Below are 20,569 nucleotides of genomic sequence, written 5' to 3'. Positions count from 1 at the left end.
GACGGTGCATGAACAGTTACGATAAAGCATTTCTGGTTAGTGGTCGTAATACCCTGATCCATAAAAATAAAAAACTTGATTTAATTGTAATCAATGATGATAACGATCCGCCGTTGATCATAACCCGGCATGGCGTAAAAATGTTTCAGGACACGGTACCGACCAATAAAGTTGAGGCAAAAGAGCGTTATATGGAAATTGTCGATATTTCCAGTACTGACGTATTCGGCGAAACAAAAACCTTATTATTTGTGCAGGCATTAAACAATAAAGAATATAAAGTCGATTACAGCAAGAAAGGTACAGATTTGTTTATTAGGATCCATCAGGACAATTATATTTAGTTTTTTTAGCTTCTAAGGCCCTGAAATGCAGTAAGGGCTTGCCTTTCTGCCTGATATTTGGTTCATTAAGCATAATACTTTTGTCGTAGTTCAGGCAGACTACCTACATGCAATTTTCAGAGCACAATAACACAATAAAAATAACGGTGCCCGTCTCGTTAAATGCCATCAGTGCCGCCGAAATTCAGCAACATATTAATAATAATGGTTATGAACGGTGTCTGGTGCTGCAAGACCAACTTACCAACCTGTTGGTTGAATATCAGCAAATTCAGCAAAAAATCAAAGAAAACCTGCTGGCAGAAAACAGCAAGGAACTGAGCTATCGAATTGCAGAAAAGCGTGATGCTGAACTTACTTTCGATATAAGCGAAGACAAAATGATGGCAACAGCCATTATAACAGCGGCCTGGGGCGGTGCGCCTGTCTCAGCCAACGATCTGGTGAAAAGTGCGCAGGCCAACGGAATTGTATTTGGTTTTAGCAAAGAACAAATTATAAAGCTGGTGTCTTATGCTGCAAAAGCGGAGCCTGGCAGTAAAGTAAAACTGTTGATTGCCCGCGGGCGGGCGATGGTACCGGGCGCTAATTCCCGCTTTGAACCGCTATTGGCTGAAATGGCAAGTCGTAGAAACCGACCTGTTGTAAAAACCGACGAAAAGGCTGATTTGCGTGATTTTGGAGTGATTCCAGCCATCAGAACCGGTGAAGCTATTATGCGCCGGCACCCACCAACGCCCGGCGTGGCTGGTATGTTGGTCAACGGGGAAATGATTCCTGCCACACCCGGACTGCACCTGGAATGGCAACTTGGTGAAGGGGTTGAACTGGCCCCCGCTGATGGCGATTTGCTGCTAGCTGCCCGGGATGGCTTACCGCGGGTGATAGACGCCGGAGCAACGGTAGATGAAGTGTTTACCGTTAAAAACGTAGACCTTGCCACGGGCCACATTGTGTTTCGGGGCTCGGTGGTGGTGACGGGGAATGTTACCGAAGGCATGAAAGTGGTTGCGGGCGGCAATGTTTTTGTTAAAGGCATGGTAGAAGGCACATTAATTGAAGCCGGTGGTGACATTACCATTAGTGGCTCAGTTATCGGCCATCAACTGGCCCAGGCAGATCAGCAAAGTGAATACAGTACCGAGCTCAAAGCCGGCGGTGATATTCAGTGTAATCTGGCGCAATACAGCCGGATCAGCTGTGGTGGCAACTTGTATGTCAGTAAGCAACTTATGCACTGTGCAGTAGAAGCTGCAATTGTTTATGCCGGGCCGGAAGATAACCCTAACGGTAAATTAGTAGGCGGCTATTTTTATCTGGATCAGGGCCTGTTCTGTGGCAACCTCGGCGCGCCGTCCAGCAGTGCTGTCCAGGTTAAGTTGAACAGACAGCTTGATCCGATTGTTGAAAAGCAAGAGGTATTGCGGGCCAGTGTAGCCGCTGAACGGACTGAAATGGAAGACCTGAGACAGCAGCTTGAAAAACTGAAAAAAATAGAAGGTAATGCCCAGATTGAAATGCGCCGGATGGAACTGGTTGCTAAGTTTGACGAGCATAAAGAGCTGGCGGTATCTTTGATTAACGACATTAAAATTCTGGAAGCGCAACGTCAGGAAAAGCTGGCAGAGTTACTGATAGTGGTGCGCCAGCAATTGTTTTCCGCCGTTGAAATTCATTTCGGTAAAGAGCAGGTCAGAAGCCGGCGTGAGTACGGCCCCTCCAAAGTGGTATTAGTTGACGGACATCCTTCTATTGAACCACTGTAAAATAAGCCGCTGTAATTACTGATTCGCGACAAACAGTACCCGCCATGCGGCACAAAGCAGTGTTATTGCGGCGGGTATCTATTAGGCTGTACAAGTGTGTTTAAAGAGATTGCTGTTGTGAAAGCTATACTGCTGATGGCGTTACTGTGTTTATCGTCGGCTGCGGCTGCCGATTGTAATATGGCGTTTCGGTATGGGTTATTGATCGCGCCAGATCATATCCGGTTTATGCAAAATACCCGTACCTATGTCCAGATTAACAATGATCGGCAGCTATTTGTGGCGGGTGAATGGGTGCATTTAACCGCAGAAGATACTGAACTGCTTGAACAATACAGTCAGGGCTTACGTAAGTTTGTTCCTGAAATTGTTACGATTGCTGTAGATGGCGTGGAAGTGGGACTGTCGAGTATCGAATCGATGTTGTCTGGCCTGGGAAGTAAGTCACAACAGGCGGAATGGCAGGCCGTCATCCGGGAAACCACTTTTCAGTTTATGTCGCGCTTTGTTCGGACCGGCGAATTCTTTTATCTGGCGCCACAAAGCCTGAACGAAATTGATCACTTCTTAAACCAGGAATTAAAACCGCAGTTAAGTAATCTTGCCCGCCATACTGTTGGCGCTGTGTGGGGCGCATTGCGTGATGCGCTGCGCCAGTCTGACAGCAACTTTGAGCGTACTGACAGCCAGGGGCTGGAGTCGGTAGAGCAACTGGTTGATAACATCAGCTTTGGGCTGGATGAAAAAGTTATTGAGCTTGAAGCAAAGTCGGCACTTTTTTGTCAGCGGATGCGGGAACTGGATGAGATTGAAACCAGCCTGCAACAGCGGGTACCGTTGTTAAGCCAGTATGACGTAGTCACCGAGAAAAACTAAACAACTGGCAATCTTATACCACGCCATATTCGTCGCGAAGCGCTGCCGGCATAGCGTTGTCGACTTCATCGCTTATTGCGTCCAGCGTTTTCTCAGCCTCGTCCAGCGAACTGACTTCCGCCACGTGAAATAATGCTTCACCTTCATTAACCAATGGCAGGTTGTTGCGGCCAATTACCACACCATCAAATGTTGCCTCAATAGCGACTTCAAAGTCAGAGTAGGGTGAGTAAATATGCGCCATGACATCACCGGTTTTTACGGTTTGGCCCAAGGTTACATAATAACGGGCAATGCCATCGTGTTCAGCCCGTACCCAGCTGCTTTTCTTTGAGAATACCGAGCGGTTTTTCGGCGCCTTGGTTTTGCCGCTTAGCATGCCTAAATCCTGCATCACGTTAACAATACCCCTGACGCCAATTTTTATTGATTGCTCGTCAAAGCGCAGTGCTTCACCAGCCTCGTACAATAAAATTGGAATGCCAAGGTTGTTGGCGGTGCCCCGCATAGTGCCATCGCGACTGGCGGCTTTGATAATTACCGGGGCATTGAACACCTCTGCCATTCTCAGCGCGGTTTTATCTTTAGCGCTGGCCCGCACCTGTGGCAGATTGGCCCGGTGAATGGCACCGGTGTGAAGATCAATAGCATGGGTACAGCATTTAAGAATTTTATCGGTAAACTGAAAGGCCATACGGCTGCCGAGCGAGCCTTTTTCGCTGCCGGGAAAGCTGCGGTTCAAATCACGACGGTCGGGCAGGTAACGTGATTGCTGGACAAAACCGTAGGTATTGACAATGGGCACCACGATCAATGTGCCCTTGATCCGGTTTAGGCGCGGCAGTTTAAGTAAGCGTCGGCAAATTTCCACGCCATTAATTTCATCGCCATGCAAGGCGGCGGCAATCAGTAATACCGGCCCGTCCTGACGGCCATGAATAACATGTGCCCCAATATTCAGTTCGGTATGGGTGTATAGCTTGCCGAAGGGGATATCAACCACCGCCCTGCTACCGGCGGCAATTTTATCGCCACCCAGAGTAAACGCAGCCCGGCTTGTCATTAACCTGTTCCTTTTGTTTTAGCGTTACGCCGGGTTTTATGGGCTGCCACTTTTTTTTCTAAAAAGCCGATAATCAAGCCAGCGACATCTTTACCGGTTGCACTTTCAATGCCTTCAAGGCCCGGCGAGCTGTTTACTTCCATCACCACCGGACCATGGTTTGAACGCAGCAAATCTACCCCAGCCACATTTAAACCCATGGTTTTAGCGGCATGCACGGCGGTGCTGCGCTCTTCGGGGGTTAAGCGCACCACGGTGGCAGAGCCGCCCCTATGCAGGTTTGAACGAAACTCACCTTCTTTTGCCTGGCGTTTCATCGCAGCAACAATTTTGTCGCCGACTACAAAGCAGCGGATATCTGCCCCTTTAGCTTCCTGTATATATTCCTGCACCAGAATATTGGCATTAAGACCCATAAAGGCCTCAATCACGCTCTCGGCTGCGGTGCGGGTTTCTGCCAGCACCACACCGATGCCCTGGGTACCCTCAAGCAATTTAATTACCAGCGGGGCGCCGCCCACCATATCAATTAAATCAGGAATATCGCCGGGCTTGTCTGCAAAACCGGTTATTGGCAAACCGATGCCCTGACGTGCCAGTAACTGCATAGAGCGTAATTTATCACGGGCCCGGCCAATAGCGACTGATTCGTTCAGTGAATACACGCCCATCATTTCAAATTGACGTAACACCGCGGTGCCATAAAAAGTGATAGAGGCACCAATACGCGGAATAACGGCATCAAAACCGTCCAGTACCTCTCCTTTATAGTGAATAGACGAATTTGTACGGTTAATGTTCATATAGCACATTAACGGATCGATAACCTGAACCTGATGGCCAGCTGCTTCGGCTGCGGCTACCAGCCTTTTGGTCGAGTACAGTTCGGCATTTCGCGATAGTATCGCAATTTTCATGCGTTCTCCGTATAAAATCAGTTAAATATGATGCAAGTGCCCGGCAAAGATTAAGCCAATAAAAACAACGAGCCCAGGCCCAGAAAGGCGAAAAAGCCAACAACATCCGTTACCGTGGTCAGAATTACAGAGCCCGACAGCGCGGGGTCAATATCCAGCTTTTCCAGCCAGATCGGGATAAATACCCCGGATATGGCTGCCGCAATAATATTAATAACAATGGCAAGGCCAATAACTGAGCCAATAATCCAGTCACCAAACCAGAAGTAAGTAATAACGGCAATAACTAATGCCCACAACACACCGTTGATAGCACCGACGCCCAGCTCTTTTCGAAACAGCATAAGGTAAGTTTGCGGGGTTATCTGTTCAAGTGCTAAACCCCTGATCATCAGGGTTAAAGTCTGGCTGCCAGCAATGCCGCCCATGCTGGCAACAATAGGCATTAATACAGCAAGTGCCACAACCTGCTGCAAGGTGGCTTCAAACAAACCGATAGTCCAGGCAGCCAGAAAGGCCGTTAACAGATTAATACCAAGCCATAAGGCGCGCCGCTTAGCGCTGTCAAATACCGGTGCAAATAAATCTTCCTCTTCATCCAGACCGGCCGTATGCATAAACTGGCTCTCCAGCGCTCGGCGGACGTTCTCCAATGCTTCACCTATGGACAAGCGGCCAAGCAGTTTATCATCAGCATCCACCACTGCTAATGCAGTGTAACCAGAGCGGGAAACGATATCAGAGCCTTGTTCCAGCTCCATTTCACCCCTTACCAGCGGTGCGTCTTTATCCAGAAAATTTTCAACAGGTAAATGGCTGGGCTGGCCAAGCAGGGCGGTTGCATGCACCAGCCCGGCATAACGACCAGTTCGGTCAATAACAAACAGTGCGTCCTGATATTCCGAATCGTCGGCCAGCTTACGAAACATCCTGATGGCATCCCGAACCTTGGCATTTTTATTAATGATCAGTAAGTCATGATCTGCATACCGACCGCACTGATCATCACCATAGGTTAATGCTGTTTCTAACCAGCTGCGCTGGCTTGCATCCAGTCGCGAACAGGCATAGTTGTAGATCCGTTGTGGTAATTCATCCAGCAACTCAATCAAGTCGTCAACTTCCATCCCTTCGACCAGGGTACGCAGTTGCTGCTCATCAAGCTGTTTAAAGATATTGTCCCGGGCATCAACCCGCATGTAAGTGAGGGCCGCAACCTGATCGTCCGGGTGCAGGTCTAGCCAGGTACTAACCCGTTGTTCAACTGGCATTGCCTCCAACACCAGGGCAATTTCTTCCGGCTCCAGCTGACTGATTTTTTCGATCAGCGAGCTGCTGTCTTCATCAGTAAAGCTGCCGCGGACAATATCCTCAATATCCAGTAGCGGGTTTTCTGCCATTGTAAATCCTTATTACCACCAGTTTTTAAACTTAAACCAGAGCAGGCCGCCTACTCCCAGCACGGCCATGGCCAATAACGCATAAAAGTAACCATTAGGGTTTGCCAACTCGGGTATATTAACAAAGTTCATCCCGTACAAACCGGCAATAAAGGTCAGTGGTATAAATATCGTACTTACCATGGTAAGCACTTTCATTCTTTCGTTAATCTGGTGCGACGTGGTAGACATGTACCCCTCTACCAAATCGCTGAGTTGATCGTAGTATAAATCGGTCATGCTATGTAGCCGCTCGAACTTTTCATAAAAATCACGAACATCCGGCGCGCTGAACTGGTTTAACAACGGGCTTTTCTCTTCATAAAGCGCATCAGCGAAAATATCTTTCTGGTATGCCAGATTGCGGTTTATTTTGCGAAGCACAGAGCGGTAACGCATCATTAACGCCATTTGCTCGTCGCTGCCCCGCTGCAGCATATTGTCTTCCAGTTCGCTTAACTCGTCCTCAAAGGCAATCAGCTTTTCCAGATAACTTCCCGAGACTGTCAAAATAAAGTGTTTTACCCAATCGGACAGGTTCTGGTTTTGCATGGTAACAATTTCGGGGGTAAGTTGTGCCAGCAGAGACGGGCTGTGGCATCGCACCAAACTTATTAAAACCTGCTTAGAGTATAACAAGTTAACCTGAGCACTGCTGGTATATTCGCTGAAATCAGGGTCGGCATAGCCTCGCAAAATAAGCAGGCTGATTTCAGGTTGTGTTTCCAGTTTTGGAGGGTGGCGCTGGCGGCTGAAGTCTTCAGCCAGAGTAGGAGAAACCGCAAAACGTTGCAGCACCTGTTGGATTTCCTCGGGGGTCGCTTCGTTCAGATTAAGCCAAACCCTGGCATCGGCACTTAGTTGCTGGGGCAACCTGGCAAAACTAATTGTTTGCCAGTTATTGGTTTCCGGCTCAAAATAATTGATTAAAATCATGTTGTTTCTCCAACCCCAGCAGCGTCTTCTTCAAGCTGTCAGCATACTAACAAACCACGGTGCCGGGCAAATGACTTACGCAGTTAACGCTGACAACAACATGCTGGCGCTCAGAAAATCGCCAAAAGCAGAGCGATTTATGCATAATGTAACGGTGTTTGGTACTTTTCGATGCACCTGACGGGAGCAAGTCAAAAGCTAATGAAATAAAAGCCCTGCAGTTTAAAAATACTTTATTTACATTAAGGTGCAAGAATAGACTCAGTTAACTAAAAAGCGCAAAGAAAGTTCTGCTACATAAATTAAGGAGAATAAGATGAAAGATTTATCAGCCAGGCAGTGGTTTTGGACGTTACTGGTTGTTATACCGGTGACCTTTTATGTCGTTGAGCTTTTTGCAGGTGCTGCTCAGCCATCAGTATTCTCGATGATGTCATATCTTATTTCTGCCGTTTTAGGTCTTTTATTAGCGTATGGGCTGTTTAGCAAAGCCCTGGTTAAAATTAGTCATGTTAACGGTTTTAATCTGCTCGCGTTTGTAATCATTATGGTACTGGTTGTATTGCTTGCGCTGCTGGTCAGTTTTCTTGGTATAAACCAATTGGGGATCTTAATTTTCAAGACGGTTATTTTAACATTTAACATATCAGCGTTGGTGCTGGCTTTTGGTAGCAAGCGCAGTGAAATTGACGACAGAACGGGTACACAACGATGAGTGACGCATATCAAACTAATACCAAGGTTGAGTGGGACAGGGGTAACGGCACGGCCGAAGGCTATACCCGGGAAGTATTCAGAGATAAAATAACCAGGACCATAAAAGGTACAGAGGTCACCAGAGATGCCAGTGACAACGACCCGGCTTATCTGATTGTGCAATCAGATGGTGATCAGGTCCTAAAGCTGCATTCAGAAATTCGAAAAAGCTAATTGTTAGCTTTACCTTGGCGAGACGTTTCTTAATTACCCTACGGACTAAAAGCTTATGGCATGGAAAAGATTTGGTTATATTTGTCGAAAAGCCAGCGCAACGTTAACCAATGAGGAAAGCGTTGCTGAGGCTATTTCGCGCGTTGAGAACGAACCCGCCTGCAGTTTATATGGTGGTAGCATTGATAAAAATAGTTTGAGCCGAAAAATATTAGACAAAATTGCAGCCATCCCAAACAAAGATGAGGCAATAAAAGCCCTCGAAATTTACAGTAAAATGGATATGTCACTGCATTTTTCTGAGCCGGTGAAGTTCAAAAGGATTACTACCTATTTAACAATCCTTACGTTGACGTTTGTGTTGATTTAGTCTATCTGCGTCGAACAAGCGCAACTTAGTACATTCCAGAGCCACACCAATTAAGCTAGTCGAATTGAAAACCCAATAGCTGTAAAAATTCGGTAAGTAAAATTAAAAGTGACGAATAGGATAAAAATTTCACGCCAAGAATCTGACGAAAAATTAAAAATACATAAAGTTAAATATATTGACGAAATGATTTTTTTAAGTATATTAATTTAACTGCAAATTTACTAAGCAGTAACCCTCCCTAACAACTGAATCTATAGAGCCACAATGGCTTTAATGAGTTAACAAATAAGGATGTTTAATGTGAGTAAGGATAGACAAAAATCACTAGTATTTTCAGTTTTACTGACAATTTTTACTGCTGAAGCCCTAAGTGTTGAACGAATTACTATTGTTGGGCAGAGGCCAAATGATAATGGCTTTAGTGTTTTGTGCTCAGGTTCAGAGTGTTCCAATCTAGCAAATAGCATTGCAGCAGCCATAACTGAATATCAATCCCAAGTAGATTCCATCGGTGACGAACAATTAATCCAAGAAGTTCAAAATACTTTTTGTCAAACATTACGCTCCAGAGAGCCCCAATCCTGTCATCAATTCCGTGGCAATCAATATTGGCCCGGAGACCAAACGTACTCCTACATTAGGAACATGCATATTCCACCAATTTCGAATGGTTGCGGTACAGGCTCGATATTCGAATCAGCAGCAGTTACCCTACTCGAAGTTCGCGGTTTAGACGGTTTTAGCGGAAATGTTAATAGCCCAAGAGCTGGTTATGATTTCACAAGTGCTTGTAATAATCACGACATCTGCTATGCATCAGGTAGCTCTCAACGTTCTTGCGATGATGCTTTTGCTTCAAATCTGCTATCAGCATGCTCCGGTGAGCTAAGATGTGGAGATTTTGCAGGGTTGTATGTTAGTGCCGTGCGTGTTCTTGGCGGCCCAGCAAAACAAAACGCTGTAGTTCAGAATACTTGCAGGAATTTTAAGGATGATTTCAATGCCAATTGCTAAGTCAGAAAGAAAATTATCGAGCCCAAAAATGAAAATGGCAAAATATGGACTTTACGTAGCAGTTCCGCTGTCAGTTATATTTATTATACTTTACTTCAATAAACCCATTAACACCATTGATAGTAAGTTTATTGATGCTAACACTATAGAAAGCCCCCAAAATAACGTTGCACGACTAACAAATACCGACTTAAATTCACATCCAAAGCTAGCGGAGAAAACGGCAGATGATTTAAAATTTGATAGATATTTCAAGTCTCTTTCGGAGAGTGAAAAAGATAAAGTCATAGGTGTAAACTCATTGCTTTTTAATTTAATAAATCGTCCAAGCAATGAAGAGTTTGAAACACTATTAACACAAGGTTACCCTAGTAAAAGCGAGTTGGTCTTTACTTCATTAAACCGATTTGATGAAATTTCAATTATGTTATTGAACAGCAAAATGGAAAATCATCCAATAAAATCAGAAAATCCTATAAACATAAATTCACTTAGGGTTTTAAATTTTGTAAATACGGTTAAAGAAATCGAAAAAATAGTTTCGTATTATCATATTGACTTTAATTTTAGTTCTGGCGAAAACCCAAACGCGTATTGGATAGATGGTAGAGAAAAAATGCCGTCTCAAGTAAAAGAAGCACTAGAATCTTTAGTGTATGCTAACGCTGCGTTATCAAATGAAACTGGACTGGAACTGCTTGCTAAAGCAAAGTTTGAAGAAATGATGTCTTATTGGAATAATGAAGATGCAAGAAATAATGATTCTTTATTCAAGTACCTTTCTGAAGCAAGTAAACAATTACCATTTTTAGCCATAGACGATTACGTCAAAACGAAGTTTCCTGAAAATTATGATGGGTATTTAACGTTAAAAAACTCAAAATGATAAGCAGCTCCAATTTCAGTCAATTACGTTTATACAGATTATGCTGCGCCTTAATTTCTGAAATTTTACAGCAGGTGAAGTGGTCAAGTAAAATTGACCACGGTTTTATATGAAATTCAGTAAATGCCCTACGATTCACTTAGTGTTGAACCGAGGTTTCTGCTGACATGATCTCATGTAGCCGTTATATCTCAGAGTGGTCTTCCCCTAAAACATTAGACACTCCTTAGGTTAAAATGCAACTTTAAGAGAGCATCATGACCAAACAACGGTTTACACCAGAATTCAAAGCCGAAGCAATAAAACAAATTACAGAACGCGGTTATTCCGTCAAAGAAGTGTCTGAGCGCTTGGGCGTATCAGATAACAGCCTTTACAACTGGCTCAAGCAACATAAACAGGCAACAGAGCCAGATCCGGCTCTGGCTGGTGACCGGCTTAGCTGCCTTTTTTGGTGCCGAACTTCTCATGTTCGCCTAAATCGGGCTGCTCACCTTTAATTTTGGCTGTCATTGTTTTAACACTTTTTACCATGGCACTGCTACTACTGTCCCAGTGCTCGCCCTTTAGTATTTTAACTTCCAGCATACCGACATTGGCTGAGTCTTTACCTTCAGGAAACCAGGCCGCAACAAAACTGTTCCAGTACTTGTTAATCAACTCTTTATTCCGGGTTGGCTTGCCAACGCCGGTTAGTGATACATAAACCTGATTGTCAGGGTCGGCGAAGCTCAGACAGACATCGTGGTCGCGCTCTACTTCAAATACTTTTTCAGATTTGAGATCGGTATAGAACCACAGCGTGCCGTCATATTCATCCTGCACCAATACCATGGGTCGGGCGCGAAGTTCGTTGCCATGATGGGTGGTAAGCATACCTGTCTTAATATGTTTAATCAGATCCCAGATTTTCTGTTTATGTTCAGGGCTGGACATTATTCCTCCTAGTGTTTCAGAATGACATAAAGTGCATGGATGATACCGGGTATAAAACCGAGCAGGGTAAGCAGAATACTAAGCCAGAAATGGCCTTTAAGGCCGACTTCAAGAAACACACCCAGCGGCGGCAGAATGATTGCAAAAATGATTTTAATGGGGTCAGTAGCGGTAACAGGCATAAAATTAATCCTCTGTTATTGCCTAGTCTCTTTGTATGGGAAGCACTTTTTATGCCGCTAGCACAATGCGAGCGCAATGCGAGCACAATGTGCAGCAATCTCTCGTCATGAGGTTAAGCTACAAGGCTTGTACAGTATGGCGTTGCGCCAATATCAATGAAAATCAACAAAGATTATTTATTGCTGCGGCTTCGGAGACAACTGTACACAGCGCCTACTACAGCAGCCAGCAGTAAGGCCATTTTTGTAAACTTTACCAGCGCAATGAAAATTAAACCGGAACAAATACAGACTTAATAAAAAAACAGCCGGGCAGGGGATGTCCGGCTGTTTGATCTATCATTCCACCACATCCGGCGATGCAGTGAGGTTAATTAAGTAAATTAGTTACCTTTAGCAGCGGCAATATACTCGTCGACCAGTTGCTCCAGAACATCCAGTGGCACGGCGCCGTTACGCAGCACTACATCATGAAAATCCCTGATATCAAAACGCTCACCCAGTGCGTTTCTGGCTTTTTCGCGTAGTTCCATCATTTTAATCATGCCAACTTTATAAGCGGTAGCCTGGCCTGGCATTACAATATAACGCTTTATTGCCTTAGTGGCATCTGTTGCTGAGTTTGGCGTGTTTTCAATCAGATAAGCAATGGCTTGCTCGCGCGTCCATTCTTTGGCGTGAATGCCGGTATCAACTACCAGGCGGCAGGCACGCCACAACTCCATCGCCAGCCGGCCAAAGTCGGAGTATGGGTCCTGATACAAGCCAATTTCTTTCGGTAACACTTCACTGTACAGGCCCCAACCCTCAATATAAGCGGTGTAACCACCAAAGCGGCGGAACTTGGGCATATCCTCCAGTTCCTGAGCAATTGCCAGTTGCATATGGTGGCCTGGAATACCTTCATGGTAGGCCAGTGCTTCCAGCTGATAAGTCGGCATATCCTGCATCTGATACAAATTGGCGTAATACACGCCCGGGCGGCTGCCATCCATTGATGGCCGCTGATAAAACGCTTTGCCGGCACTTTTTTCCCGGAACGGCTCTACCGCTTTGACAATCATATCTGCACTGGGTTTTACCCGGAACAATTCATCCAGCCGGCCTTTCATATCGTCAATCACCCGGGTTGCTTCCGCCAGATAGGCAGCACGGCCTTCAGCGGTGTCAGGGTAGTAAAATTGCGGGTCTTCACGCATAAAAACAAAGAACTCGGCTAAACTGCCATCGAAGCCAACCTTTTGCATAATGGCGCGCATTTCATCGTGAATGCGGGCAACTTCAGCCAGTCCCAGCTGATGAATTTGCTCTGCAGTTAAATCGGTTGTGGTGATCCGCTTAAGCCGGTTCTGATAAAAATCAGCGCCATTTGCAAAACGCCAGACGCCATCATCAGTAGTAGCCTGTTGCTTTAAATCCTGCAGGTAACTAATCAGGCTCTGGTACGCGGGGCCAACACTGGTTAGCAACGCAACGCGGGCTTCATCCAGCAGCAACTTCTGTTCAGCCTCCGAAAGCTGCAAAGCGTTAACTTTCTTTTTAAAATCAGACAGTAGGGTGCTGTCATCACCCGGATTAAAAGGCGCGCCGCTAATTACATTCTCACTGGCACTGATAACATGCTCAAATACAAACTGCGGAATAATAATATTTTTTTCAGCGCGCACAGTCAGTTGCTGCTGCAGCTGCTCAAACAACACCGGCACGTTGTTCAGACGGCTAATGTACGCTTTTGCGTCGCTGACATCTTCAATTTTGTGCTGATTAATCAGCAATGATGGCACCAGTGAATGAATGCCATACATCTGGTTTACCGGATAACTGTACAAACGCCACTTGCTATCTTCCAGATTGTTTTGCAGGTCCTGCTTTAACAACTGATAACTCAGGGCGGTGTTGGGCTCCAGCTGTTGTGGGTCAATAGTATTGAGTAATTCAAGCTGACTGCGGAACATGGCCTGCTCTGCCTGATAGGCGGCGTCGCTTAAGTCCTGCCATTTGTCATAATCGTCTTTAATGCCTAACCGGGTTTGCAATACCGGATCATGACGAACCTGCTCCATATAAATTTGTTCGAACAGCTGATTTGCCTGCTCGTTAACATCCAGCTGAGCTGTTGCAGTTTGTTCCCCGGTCAACCCTGGCTGAGTGGTTTTTGGACCGCAGCCTCCTGCTAATGCCAGGCTGACAGCCAGCGGAATGATAGCGAGAGCGCGAAAAGTTGTCTTTTTCATAGTAGGTCCTGTGTTGTCATTATTATCCGTTACCAGATGTTATTGATTGATGCCCGCCGGTAAAATGGTTACAGCTGAACTAATCAATAAAAAGCGTAAGGAGATCGTTCAGGTAACGGGCACCTTTGTCGGTAATTTGCCAGTGCTGCCCCGTATCCAGCAGCAACTGCTGCGCCACTGCAGTGTTAATTGCCGGTGCTACGCTGCTCAGAGGCAGACCGGTATAGGCGGTAAAATCCGAATGCGGGCAGGGCTCCAGCAAACGAAACCGGTTCATAAAAAATTCAAACGGTCTGTCTTCTGCCGGCACCTGCTCTTTGCTATCCAGATAACCGCGGCCAATATCCATATAACCTTTCGGATGTTTTATTTTAACGGTACGGACAATTGTATTGCGCGTTGGTAAGGTTATTTTGCCATGCGCACCGCAGCCGATACCCAGATAATCGCCGTAACGCCAGTAATTCAGGTTGTGCCGGCACTGATGGCCCGGTTTGGCATAGGCTGATATTTCGTATTGCTGATAGCCGTGCTGTTGCAATAAGGCCAGACCCTGCTGCTGAATATCCCATAAGGTGTCATCTGCCGGCAGCACTGGCGGGCGTGAGGCAAAGGCAGTATTGGGCTCAATGGTTAACTGGTACCAGGATATATGAGGCGGCGCTAGTGCTATCGCCTGTTGCAAATCGGCCAGGGCGCCCCTGATATCCTGCTCAGGCAAGCCATGCATTAAATCCAGATTAAAGCTGTGTAGCGGCAGGTTACTGGCAAGTTTAGCTGCCCGGATTGCCTCGTCACAGTCGTGAATGCGGCCAAGGGCTTTTAATTGAGCGCTCTGAAAGCTCTGTACCCCAATTGAAAAACGGGTCACGCCGGCAGCAACGTAGCCCGCAAAGCGCTCAGCTTCAACCGTGCCGGGGTTGGCCTCCATCGTCACTTCCATATCATTGGTGCAGCTCAGGCGCTGCCTGACACCTTGCAGGATTGCGCGGATACCTGCGGCCGAAAACACACTGGGCGTGCCGCCACCAATAAAGATGCTGCTGACAGGTCGGCCGGTCACCAGTTTCAGATCCTGATCTAAATCGGCCAGCAAATGGGCAATGTACTCCTGCTCGGGAATGCCCTGCTTAACCGCATGCGAATTGAAATCACAGTAAGGACATTTTTGAATACACCAGGGAATATGGATATACAGCGAAAGCGGTGGTAACTGCAGGCCCATTTAGCCTGCCTGCTGCGTTGTTATTTGTTTTAACAACTGGCGCAGGGCCTGGCCGCGATGGCTGACAGCAGCTTTTTGGGCTTTACTCAGTTCAGCTGCAGTGACGGTTTGGCCCGCCGGAATAAATACCGGATCGTAACCAAAGCCACCATCACCTTTGATCTGGTTACTGATACTGCCGGGCCAGATGCCATGGCAAACAATCGGCGTAGGGTCACTGGCGTGGCGCATAAACACCAGCACACAGTGAAACTGGGCTTTGCGCCGCTCTGGTGGCACTTGCTGCAAAGCCTTAAGTAGCTTACTGATATTCTCACTGTCAGTGGCGGCTTCGCCACTGTAACGGGCAGAATAAATACCAGGTTCACCAGCGAGCGCATCAACCGCCAGGCCAGAATCATCGGCAATCGCCGGCAAGCCTGTTGCCAGTGCCGCATGCCGGGCTTTGATAATCGCGTTTTCAATAAATGAAAGGCCGGATTCATCGGCGTCTACCACACCAAGCTCCTGCTGTGGCACAATCTGAAAGTTACAGGGTGACAGCAGGCTGCTAAGCTCCGCTATTTTGCCTTTATTGGAGCTGGCGAGAACAATTTTTTGCATTTTTTCCAGGCTTCAGAGTAAGTAATAAGTTTAATCAACAAAGAAAGTATGGCTGAACATCAGCTGCTGTTGCTGATCACCCTGACTAATAGTGATAGTGAAATTATACTGCTGCTCATTTTGATAGGGCACTGTCGTCAGATAATAAACGGCGTCGCCTTCCATAACCTGATTAAATTCCAGCTGGCGTTGGCGGCCAAATAAATCTTTCGCTATACCGCTAATGGCAACCTGTTGTGCTTGCTGTGTTTTGCTGTCCAGTACCGAAATATTAATAACACCATTAAACTTACTACGCTGAATGCCGTATTCTACAGCAACTTCCGGTGTTAAAAACGTGGCAGGAAGCGCCATATAGTGAACATCCCAGTTGCCTAGCTGTTTCATTTGTTCTGCACTAAGCTTTGCGCTCGCCAGCATGATGAACAGACCTAATAGCACTGAATAACGAAATGCTGAAAAACCTGACGTTTTCATAATATCACTCCTGTTGTAAGGCTTACTTGCTGACGCGCGGCCTGAATTACAGGCCCCGGAATAGGTCACTCAGTAACAGATTAATAAACTGAATTGCCATTATCATTATTAAAACTGATAAATCGAGACCGCCCATTGGCGGGATTATCCGCCGGACCGGCCTCAGCAACGGTTCTGTCAGTTGATGCATAACCAGCTCTATCGGGTTATGGCCCTGACTGAACCAACTTAGCAGGGCCCTGATAATAAGAATCCAGAACAGCAGGTTAAGGGTTTCTTTTATCACTACCAGCAAGCCACTGATGAAAGTTGCCGGTATCTGAATACTGCCAACCAAAACCAGTTGTAATACGATAAGTTTAGCTACTGCTACCAGATACGCCAATACTACCGTGGCGGTATCAAGTGCACCGATGCTTGGGATCAGCCGGCGCAGTGGCAATACCGCCGGGTTGGTGGCTTTAACTATAAACTGGCTGAACGGGTTGTAAAAATCAGCCCTGACCAGTTGCAGCCAAACCCGCAGAATAACGATCATCAGCAGTAAGTTAAAAGCAGTATTAATTAAAAACAGCATGGCCTGCATTATGGGGTCTCCGGCAGCTTAAATTTGTTGCGCCATTTCTTCAGCACGTTTTATTGCTGCATACATGGCGTCGGCAACCATTTTTTCCAAGCCCTGCTGTGCAAAAGTGGTTACCGCCTCGTGCGTAGTGCCGCCTTTCGAGGTTACATTAGCCCGCAACTGAGCAAAGCTTTCATCGCTTTGTAACGCCATGGTAGCGGCGCCCAACGCGGTTTTAGCAACCATGGCTTTGGCTTGCTCCGGGGCGAAACCCAGTTGTTCAGCTACCTGCTGCATCGACTGCATAAAGAAGAAGAAGTAAGCCGGTGAGCTGCCGGTAACGGCAATAATGTGGTTAATCTGTGCTTCGGTGTCCAGCCAGACATTCATGCCGGTACCGCTGAACATATGATCAACAAAGGCCCGTTCATAGTTCGAGCAGCGACTGGGGAATAAGCCGGTTACGCCCTGGCCCACCAGCGACGGGGTATTAGGCATTGCACGAACTAACCTTACCTCGCCCAGCCACTGCTCATAGCGTTTTACTTCGATGCCAGCCGCTATTGTCACAAACAGCTTTTCCTGTATTTCCGGGGCTTGTTGTACTAGTAGTTCACACAAGTCCTGCATCATTTGTGGTTTTACTGCCAGCACAATAATATCTGCTTTGGTTACCGCTTCAATATTGTCCAGGGTAGTATTTATGCCATAGTCTGCAGCCAGGGCGGTAAGTTTGGGCTGGCTGCGGTTAGCAGCAATAATGTTAGTTGCCGGATAGCCTGCATTTACCATGGCAGCAATAACACAACGTGCCATATTACCAGCCCCGATAAAGGCAACGGTATTGTCATTCATTTCTTTCATAAGTCCTTGCGCCAAAAATTGCGGTGCCTAATCGTATCATAGTTGCACCATATTGCAGAGCCAGTGGCCAGTCGTCAGACATACCCATCGATAACTCAGTGGCCTCAGGATGTTGTTGCCGCAGGTTTTCTGACAGCTTTTGCATCGCCGCAAACGCGCGCTTACTGTCACCAGGAGCAGGTATTGCCATCAATCCCCGCAGCGTCAGGCCAGGTAAATCAGCAACAGCTTTGGCTAAAGCCGGCAGCGCATCGGCACCAATACCAGCTTTGCTGTCCTCAGCACTGATATTTATCTGCAATAATACCTGTAGTGGTTTCAGGTCGGCAGGACGCTGCGCTGATAAGCGCTGCGCTATTTTAAGGCGGTCAATACTGTGCACCCAGCTGGCGTGCTCTGCCACCAGCCGGGTTTTGTTCGACTGCAATGGTCCGATAAAATGCCATTCCAGCGCTGATAAATCCTTGAGTTGCTCAGCTTTGGCAACCAGCTCTTGCGGATAATTCTCGCCAAACTGCCGCTGTCCCGCCTGATAGGCTGAGATGACTGCGGCCACCGGTTTGGTTTTACTTACCGCAATCAGTTGCACGCTGGCCAGTTCACGGCTGAGCTTAGCGCAATTTTCTGCGATGTTCTGATAGGCGGCGCTCAGTTGTTCTGCTATGTTATTCATATTTGTTGGCAAGTTGGAGTAGAAATTGTCATGGATATTACCGAATTATTAGCCTTTAGTGTTGAGCATAAGGCGTCAGACTTACACCTTTCCGCTGGTGTGCCACCGCTTATCCGGGTTGATGGCGATGTGCGTAAACTTAATATACCACCTTTAACCCATAAAGAAGTTCATGCGCTGGTCTATGAAATTATGACCGACAAACAGCGCAAGGAATACGAAGAGAACCTGGAATCAGATTTTTCATTCGAAGTTCCGAACCTGGCACGGTTCCGGGTTAATGCATTCGTCCAGAACCGCGGCGCCTCGGCGGTGTTCCGGACTATCCCGAGCGAAGTGCTTACATTAGATGATTTGGGCGCGCCGGATATTTTCAAGACAATTGCCGAAAACCCGCGGGGGCTGGTGCTGGTAACCGGGCCAACGGGTTCCGGTAAAAGTACGACGCTGGCAGCAATGGTGGACTACATTAACACCATGCGCCATGACCATATTTTAACTATTGAAGATCCGATTGAATTTGTTCATAACAACAAATTATGTCTGGTTAACCAGCGTGAAGTGCATCGTGATACCCATAGCTTTAGTAATGCACTGCGCTCAGCGCTGCGGGAAGATCCGGACGTTATTCTGGTCGGCGAATTACGGGATCTTGAAACCATTCGCCTGGCAATGACGGCGGCGGAAACCGGTCACCTGGTATTTGGTACCTTGCACACCACCTCTGCCCCCAAAACTATTGACCGGATCATCGACGTGTTCCCCGGTGAAGAGAAAGACATGGTACGTTCGATGTTGTCAGAATCGCTGCGGGCGGTTATTTCGCAAACGCTGCTAAAGAAAATTGGTGGCGGCAGGATTGCAGCGCACGAAATTATGGTCGGGGTGCCGGCTATCCGTAACTTAATCCGCGAAGACAAAATTGCTCAAATGTATTCAGTTATTCAGACCGGTGCCGCTCATGGCATGCAAACCATGGATCAATGTCTGCTTAACCTGGTAAACCGGGGCTTAATTTCGCAAAAAGATGCACAAAGCAAAGCTCAGGACAAAAATACCTTTGGCGCTATGGGCCGGATTTAGAGCCGTTAGTTGGTATAAACGGGTTGAAATTGACAGATTGGAATTAACGGCATGGAACTGACAGATTTTTTAACCAAAATGGTAAAAATGGGCGCCTCTGACATGTTTGTTACAGCCGGTATGCCGGTTGCAGCAAAGATAAATGGCGAATTGACGCCTATTGATGATACGCCGCTGACTGATGCTGCATCGCTGGAACTGGTGCTCGATGCAATGAACGAAAAGCAACAGCACGAATTTAATCATAGCAAAGAATGTAACTTCGCCATTGCCAATGATGCCGGCCGTTTCCGGATCTCTGCCTTCTGGCAACGGGATCAGGCTGGCATGGTAGTACGGCGCATTGTTACTACTATCCCTAATGCCGATGAACTGGGCCTGCCGCCTATTCTGAAAGACATTATTATGTCAAAGCGTGGCCTGGTGCTGTTTGTTGGTGGTACCGGTACCGGTAAATCAACGTCACTGGCAGCGTTGCTGGGCTATCGTAATAAAAACTCTAAGGGGCATATCCTTACTATTGAGGATCCAATTGAGTTTGTGCATGAGCATCAGAAAAGCCTGATAACCCAGCGTGAAGTGGGAATTGATACTGAGTCATTTGAAGCCGCGCTGAAAAGCTCTTTACGCCAGGCACCCGATGTTATTCTGATTGGTGAAATCCGTAGTCAGGACACCATGGAGTATGCATTGTCGTTTGCCGAAACGGGCCATTTATGTATTGCTACCCTGCACGCCAACAACGCCAACCAGGCAATTGATCGGATAATGCATTTAGTGCCAAAAGAAATGCACGATAAACTGCGGTTTGACTTGTCTCTGAATTTGCGGGCAATAGTAGCGCAGCAGCTGATCCCTACCGCTGATGGTCAGGGCAGGCAGGCAGCAATCGAAGTATTGCTTAACTCACCACTGGTGGCCGATTTAATCGCCCGCGGCGAAGTAGGTGAAATTAAAGCGGTAATGAGTAAATCCCGAGAGCTGGGCATGCAAACCTTTGATCAGGCGTTGTACGATATGTATCAGCGTGGCGATATCAGTTATGCCGATGCCATTCATCATGCTGATTCGCCGAATGATTTACGTCTGATGATCAAACTGCGTAACAATGAAACCAAAGGCGCTGGCTTTTTGTCTGGTGTGACGCTGGAAGGTTTTGAGAATAAAGACGATAAATAACCGG

The 20,569-nt window shown here is 46.8% G+C and carries 23 protein-coding genes and 1 pseudogene; 11 read left to right on the top strand and 13 right to left on the bottom strand.

Translation table 11 applies throughout. From position 1 onward, the window contains the following. The first annotated feature begins 8 nt into the window (after positions 1–8). The 3 genes from KQY15_RS06970 (at position 9) to KQY15_RS06960 (ending at position 2,986) form a co-directional block, all read left to right on the top strand. Positions 9–344, top strand: coding sequence for a hypothetical protein (locus tag KQY15_RS06970; protein WP_217668459.1), 336 nt, complete (start codon positions 9–11; stop codon positions 342–344). A 107-nt stretch (positions 345–451) separates the two neighbouring features. After that, positions 452–2,110, top strand: a complete 1,659-nt coding sequence (locus KQY15_RS06965) for a FapA family protein (protein ID WP_217668458.1) — start codon at positions 452–454, stop codon at positions 2,108–2,110. A 117-nt stretch (positions 2,111–2,227) separates the two neighbouring features. Next, a complete protein-coding gene (locus KQY15_RS06960; RefSeq protein WP_217668457.1) occupies positions 2,228–2,986 on the top strand; it encodes a DUF2884 family protein in 759 nt (252 codons plus the stop codon). A 13-nt stretch (positions 2,987–2,999) separates the two neighbouring features. Here the strand turns inward: KQY15_RS06960 and KQY15_RS06955 are convergent, their stop codons facing one another. From KQY15_RS06955 to KQY15_RS06940, 4 genes are read right to left on the bottom strand one after another with little or no spacing between them, the layout of a single operon-like run. Beyond that, a complete protein-coding gene (locus KQY15_RS06955) occupies positions 3,000–4,049 on the bottom strand; it encodes a succinylglutamate desuccinylase/aspartoacylase family protein (RefSeq protein WP_217668456.1) in 1,050 nt (349 codons plus the stop codon). Then, a complete protein-coding gene (rimK, locus tag KQY15_RS06950) occupies positions 4,049–4,966 on the bottom strand; it encodes a 30S ribosomal protein S6--L-glutamate ligase (protein WP_217668455.1) in 918 nt (305 codons plus the stop codon). The genes KQY15_RS06955 and rimK overlap by 1 nt, the downstream gene beginning before the upstream one ends. Positions 4,967–5,016: 50 nt before the next feature. Next, the gene (mgtE, locus tag KQY15_RS06945) at positions 5,017–6,366 is read right to left on the bottom strand and encodes a magnesium transporter (RefSeq protein ID WP_217668454.1); all 1,350 of its coding nucleotides are present in this window, start codon (positions 6,364–6,366) and stop codon (positions 5,017–5,019) included. Positions 6,367–6,378: 12 nt separating this feature from the next. Further along, positions 6,379–7,341, bottom strand: a complete 963-nt coding sequence (locus KQY15_RS06940; protein WP_217668453.1) for a magnesium transporter CorA family protein — start codon at positions 7,339–7,341, stop codon at positions 6,379–6,381. A gap of 316 nt (positions 7,342–7,657) precedes the next feature. On the opposite strand from KQY15_RS06940, the gene KQY15_RS06935 reads away from it, so the two are divergent. The 6 genes and pseudogenes from KQY15_RS06935 to KQY15_RS19150 all read left to right on the top strand — a co-directional run. Beyond that, a complete protein-coding gene (locus KQY15_RS06935; RefSeq protein WP_217668452.1) occupies positions 7,658–8,056 on the top strand; it encodes a hypothetical protein in 399 nt (132 codons plus the stop codon). Continuing rightward, a complete protein-coding gene (locus KQY15_RS06930) occupies positions 8,053–8,271 on the top strand; it encodes a hypervirulence associated TUDOR domain-containing protein (RefSeq protein WP_217668451.1) in 219 nt (72 codons plus the stop codon). Before KQY15_RS06935 ends, KQY15_RS06930 begins: the two co-directional genes overlap by 4 nt. A gap of 55 nt (positions 8,272–8,326) precedes the next feature. Next, positions 8,327–8,641 (top strand): hypothetical protein, encoded by a 315-nt coding sequence (locus tag KQY15_RS06925; protein ID WP_217668450.1) that lies wholly within the window; start codon positions 8,327–8,329, stop codon positions 8,639–8,641. Between the two features lie 303 nt (positions 8,642–8,944). Next, positions 8,945–9,658, top strand: a complete 714-nt coding sequence (locus tag KQY15_RS06920; RefSeq protein WP_217668449.1) for a phospholipase — start codon at positions 8,945–8,947, stop codon at positions 9,656–9,658. After that, a complete protein-coding gene (locus KQY15_RS06915; RefSeq protein WP_217668448.1) occupies positions 9,645–10,544 on the top strand; it encodes a hypothetical protein in 900 nt (299 codons plus the stop codon). The genes KQY15_RS06920 and KQY15_RS06915 overlap by 14 nt, the downstream gene beginning before the upstream one ends. A 257-nt stretch (positions 10,545–10,801) precedes the next feature. Beyond that, positions 10,802–10,960, top strand: a pseudogene (locus KQY15_RS19150) (transposase); the annotation flags it as partial. A gap of 22 nt (positions 10,961–10,982) precedes the next feature. Here KQY15_RS19150 and KQY15_RS06905 read toward each other — a convergent pair. From KQY15_RS06905 to KQY15_RS06865, 9 genes are all read right to left on the bottom strand, one after another. After that, positions 10,983–11,480, bottom strand: a complete 498-nt coding sequence (locus KQY15_RS06905; RefSeq protein ID WP_217668447.1) for a pyridoxamine 5'-phosphate oxidase family protein — start codon at positions 11,478–11,480, stop codon at positions 10,983–10,985. A gap of 8 nt (positions 11,481–11,488) precedes the next feature. Next, the gene (locus KQY15_RS06900) at positions 11,489–11,662 is read right to left on the bottom strand and encodes a YqaE/Pmp3 family membrane protein (protein WP_217668446.1); all 174 of its coding nucleotides are present in this window, start codon (positions 11,660–11,662) and stop codon (positions 11,489–11,491) included. Between the two features lie 383 nt (positions 11,663–12,045). Next, positions 12,046–13,896 (bottom strand): DUF885 domain-containing protein, encoded by a 1,851-nt coding sequence (locus tag KQY15_RS06895; RefSeq protein ID WP_217668445.1) that lies wholly within the window; start codon positions 13,894–13,896, stop codon positions 12,046–12,048. A 79-nt stretch (positions 13,897–13,975) separates the two neighbouring features. Next, complete coding sequence (gene hemW, locus KQY15_RS06890) at positions 13,976–15,121, bottom strand: radical SAM family heme chaperone HemW (RefSeq protein WP_217668444.1); 1,146 nt, start codon at positions 15,119–15,121, stop codon at positions 13,976–13,978. Beyond that, positions 15,122–15,724 (bottom strand): RdgB/HAM1 family non-canonical purine NTP pyrophosphatase, encoded by a 603-nt coding sequence (gene rdgB / locus KQY15_RS06885; protein ID WP_217668443.1) that lies wholly within the window; start codon positions 15,722–15,724, stop codon positions 15,122–15,124. It abuts the gene before it with no gap. A 30-nt stretch (positions 15,725–15,754) separates the two neighbouring features. Continuing rightward, entirely contained in the window at positions 15,755–16,201 is a 447-nt protein-coding gene (locus KQY15_RS06880) for a DUF4426 domain-containing protein (RefSeq protein ID WP_217668442.1), read from the bottom strand. A gap of 46 nt (positions 16,202–16,247) precedes the next feature. Next, a complete protein-coding gene (locus tag KQY15_RS06875; RefSeq protein WP_217668441.1) occupies positions 16,248–16,787 on the bottom strand; it encodes a YggT family protein in 540 nt (179 codons plus the stop codon). An 18-nt stretch (positions 16,788–16,805) separates the two neighbouring features. Then, positions 16,806–17,630, bottom strand: coding sequence for a pyrroline-5-carboxylate reductase (proC, locus tag KQY15_RS06870; RefSeq protein ID WP_217668440.1), 825 nt, complete (start codon positions 17,628–17,630; stop codon positions 16,806–16,808). Beyond that, on the bottom strand, positions 17,614–18,303 hold the full coding sequence (locus KQY15_RS06865) for a YggS family pyridoxal phosphate-dependent enzyme (protein ID WP_217668439.1): 690 nt from the start codon (positions 18,301–18,303) through the stop codon (positions 17,614–17,616). The genes proC and KQY15_RS06865 overlap by 17 nt, the downstream gene beginning before the upstream one ends. Before the next feature lie 30 nt (positions 18,304–18,333). On the opposite strand from KQY15_RS06865, the gene KQY15_RS06860 reads away from it, so the two are divergent. Further along, positions 18,334–19,386: a type IV pilus twitching motility protein PilT gene (locus KQY15_RS06860; RefSeq protein WP_217668438.1), complete on the top strand. Its 1,053-nt coding sequence runs from the start codon at positions 18,334–18,336 to the stop codon at positions 19,384–19,386. Positions 19,387–19,437: 51 nt separating this feature from the next. Continuing rightward, positions 19,438–20,565 (top strand): PilT/PilU family type 4a pilus ATPase, encoded by a 1,128-nt coding sequence (locus KQY15_RS06855; protein ID WP_217668437.1) that lies wholly within the window; start codon positions 19,438–19,440, stop codon positions 20,563–20,565. Positions 20,566–20,569 lie beyond the last annotated feature (4 nt).

It is taken from the genome of Arsukibacterium indicum (assembly GCF_019100565.1).
Lineage (GTDB): Bacteria > Pseudomonadota > Gammaproteobacteria > Enterobacterales > Alteromonadaceae > Alishewanella > Alishewanella indicum.
The sequence above is the reverse complement of the archived record's forward strand: the minus strand, read 5'-3'. Positions and strand labels throughout refer to the sequence as shown.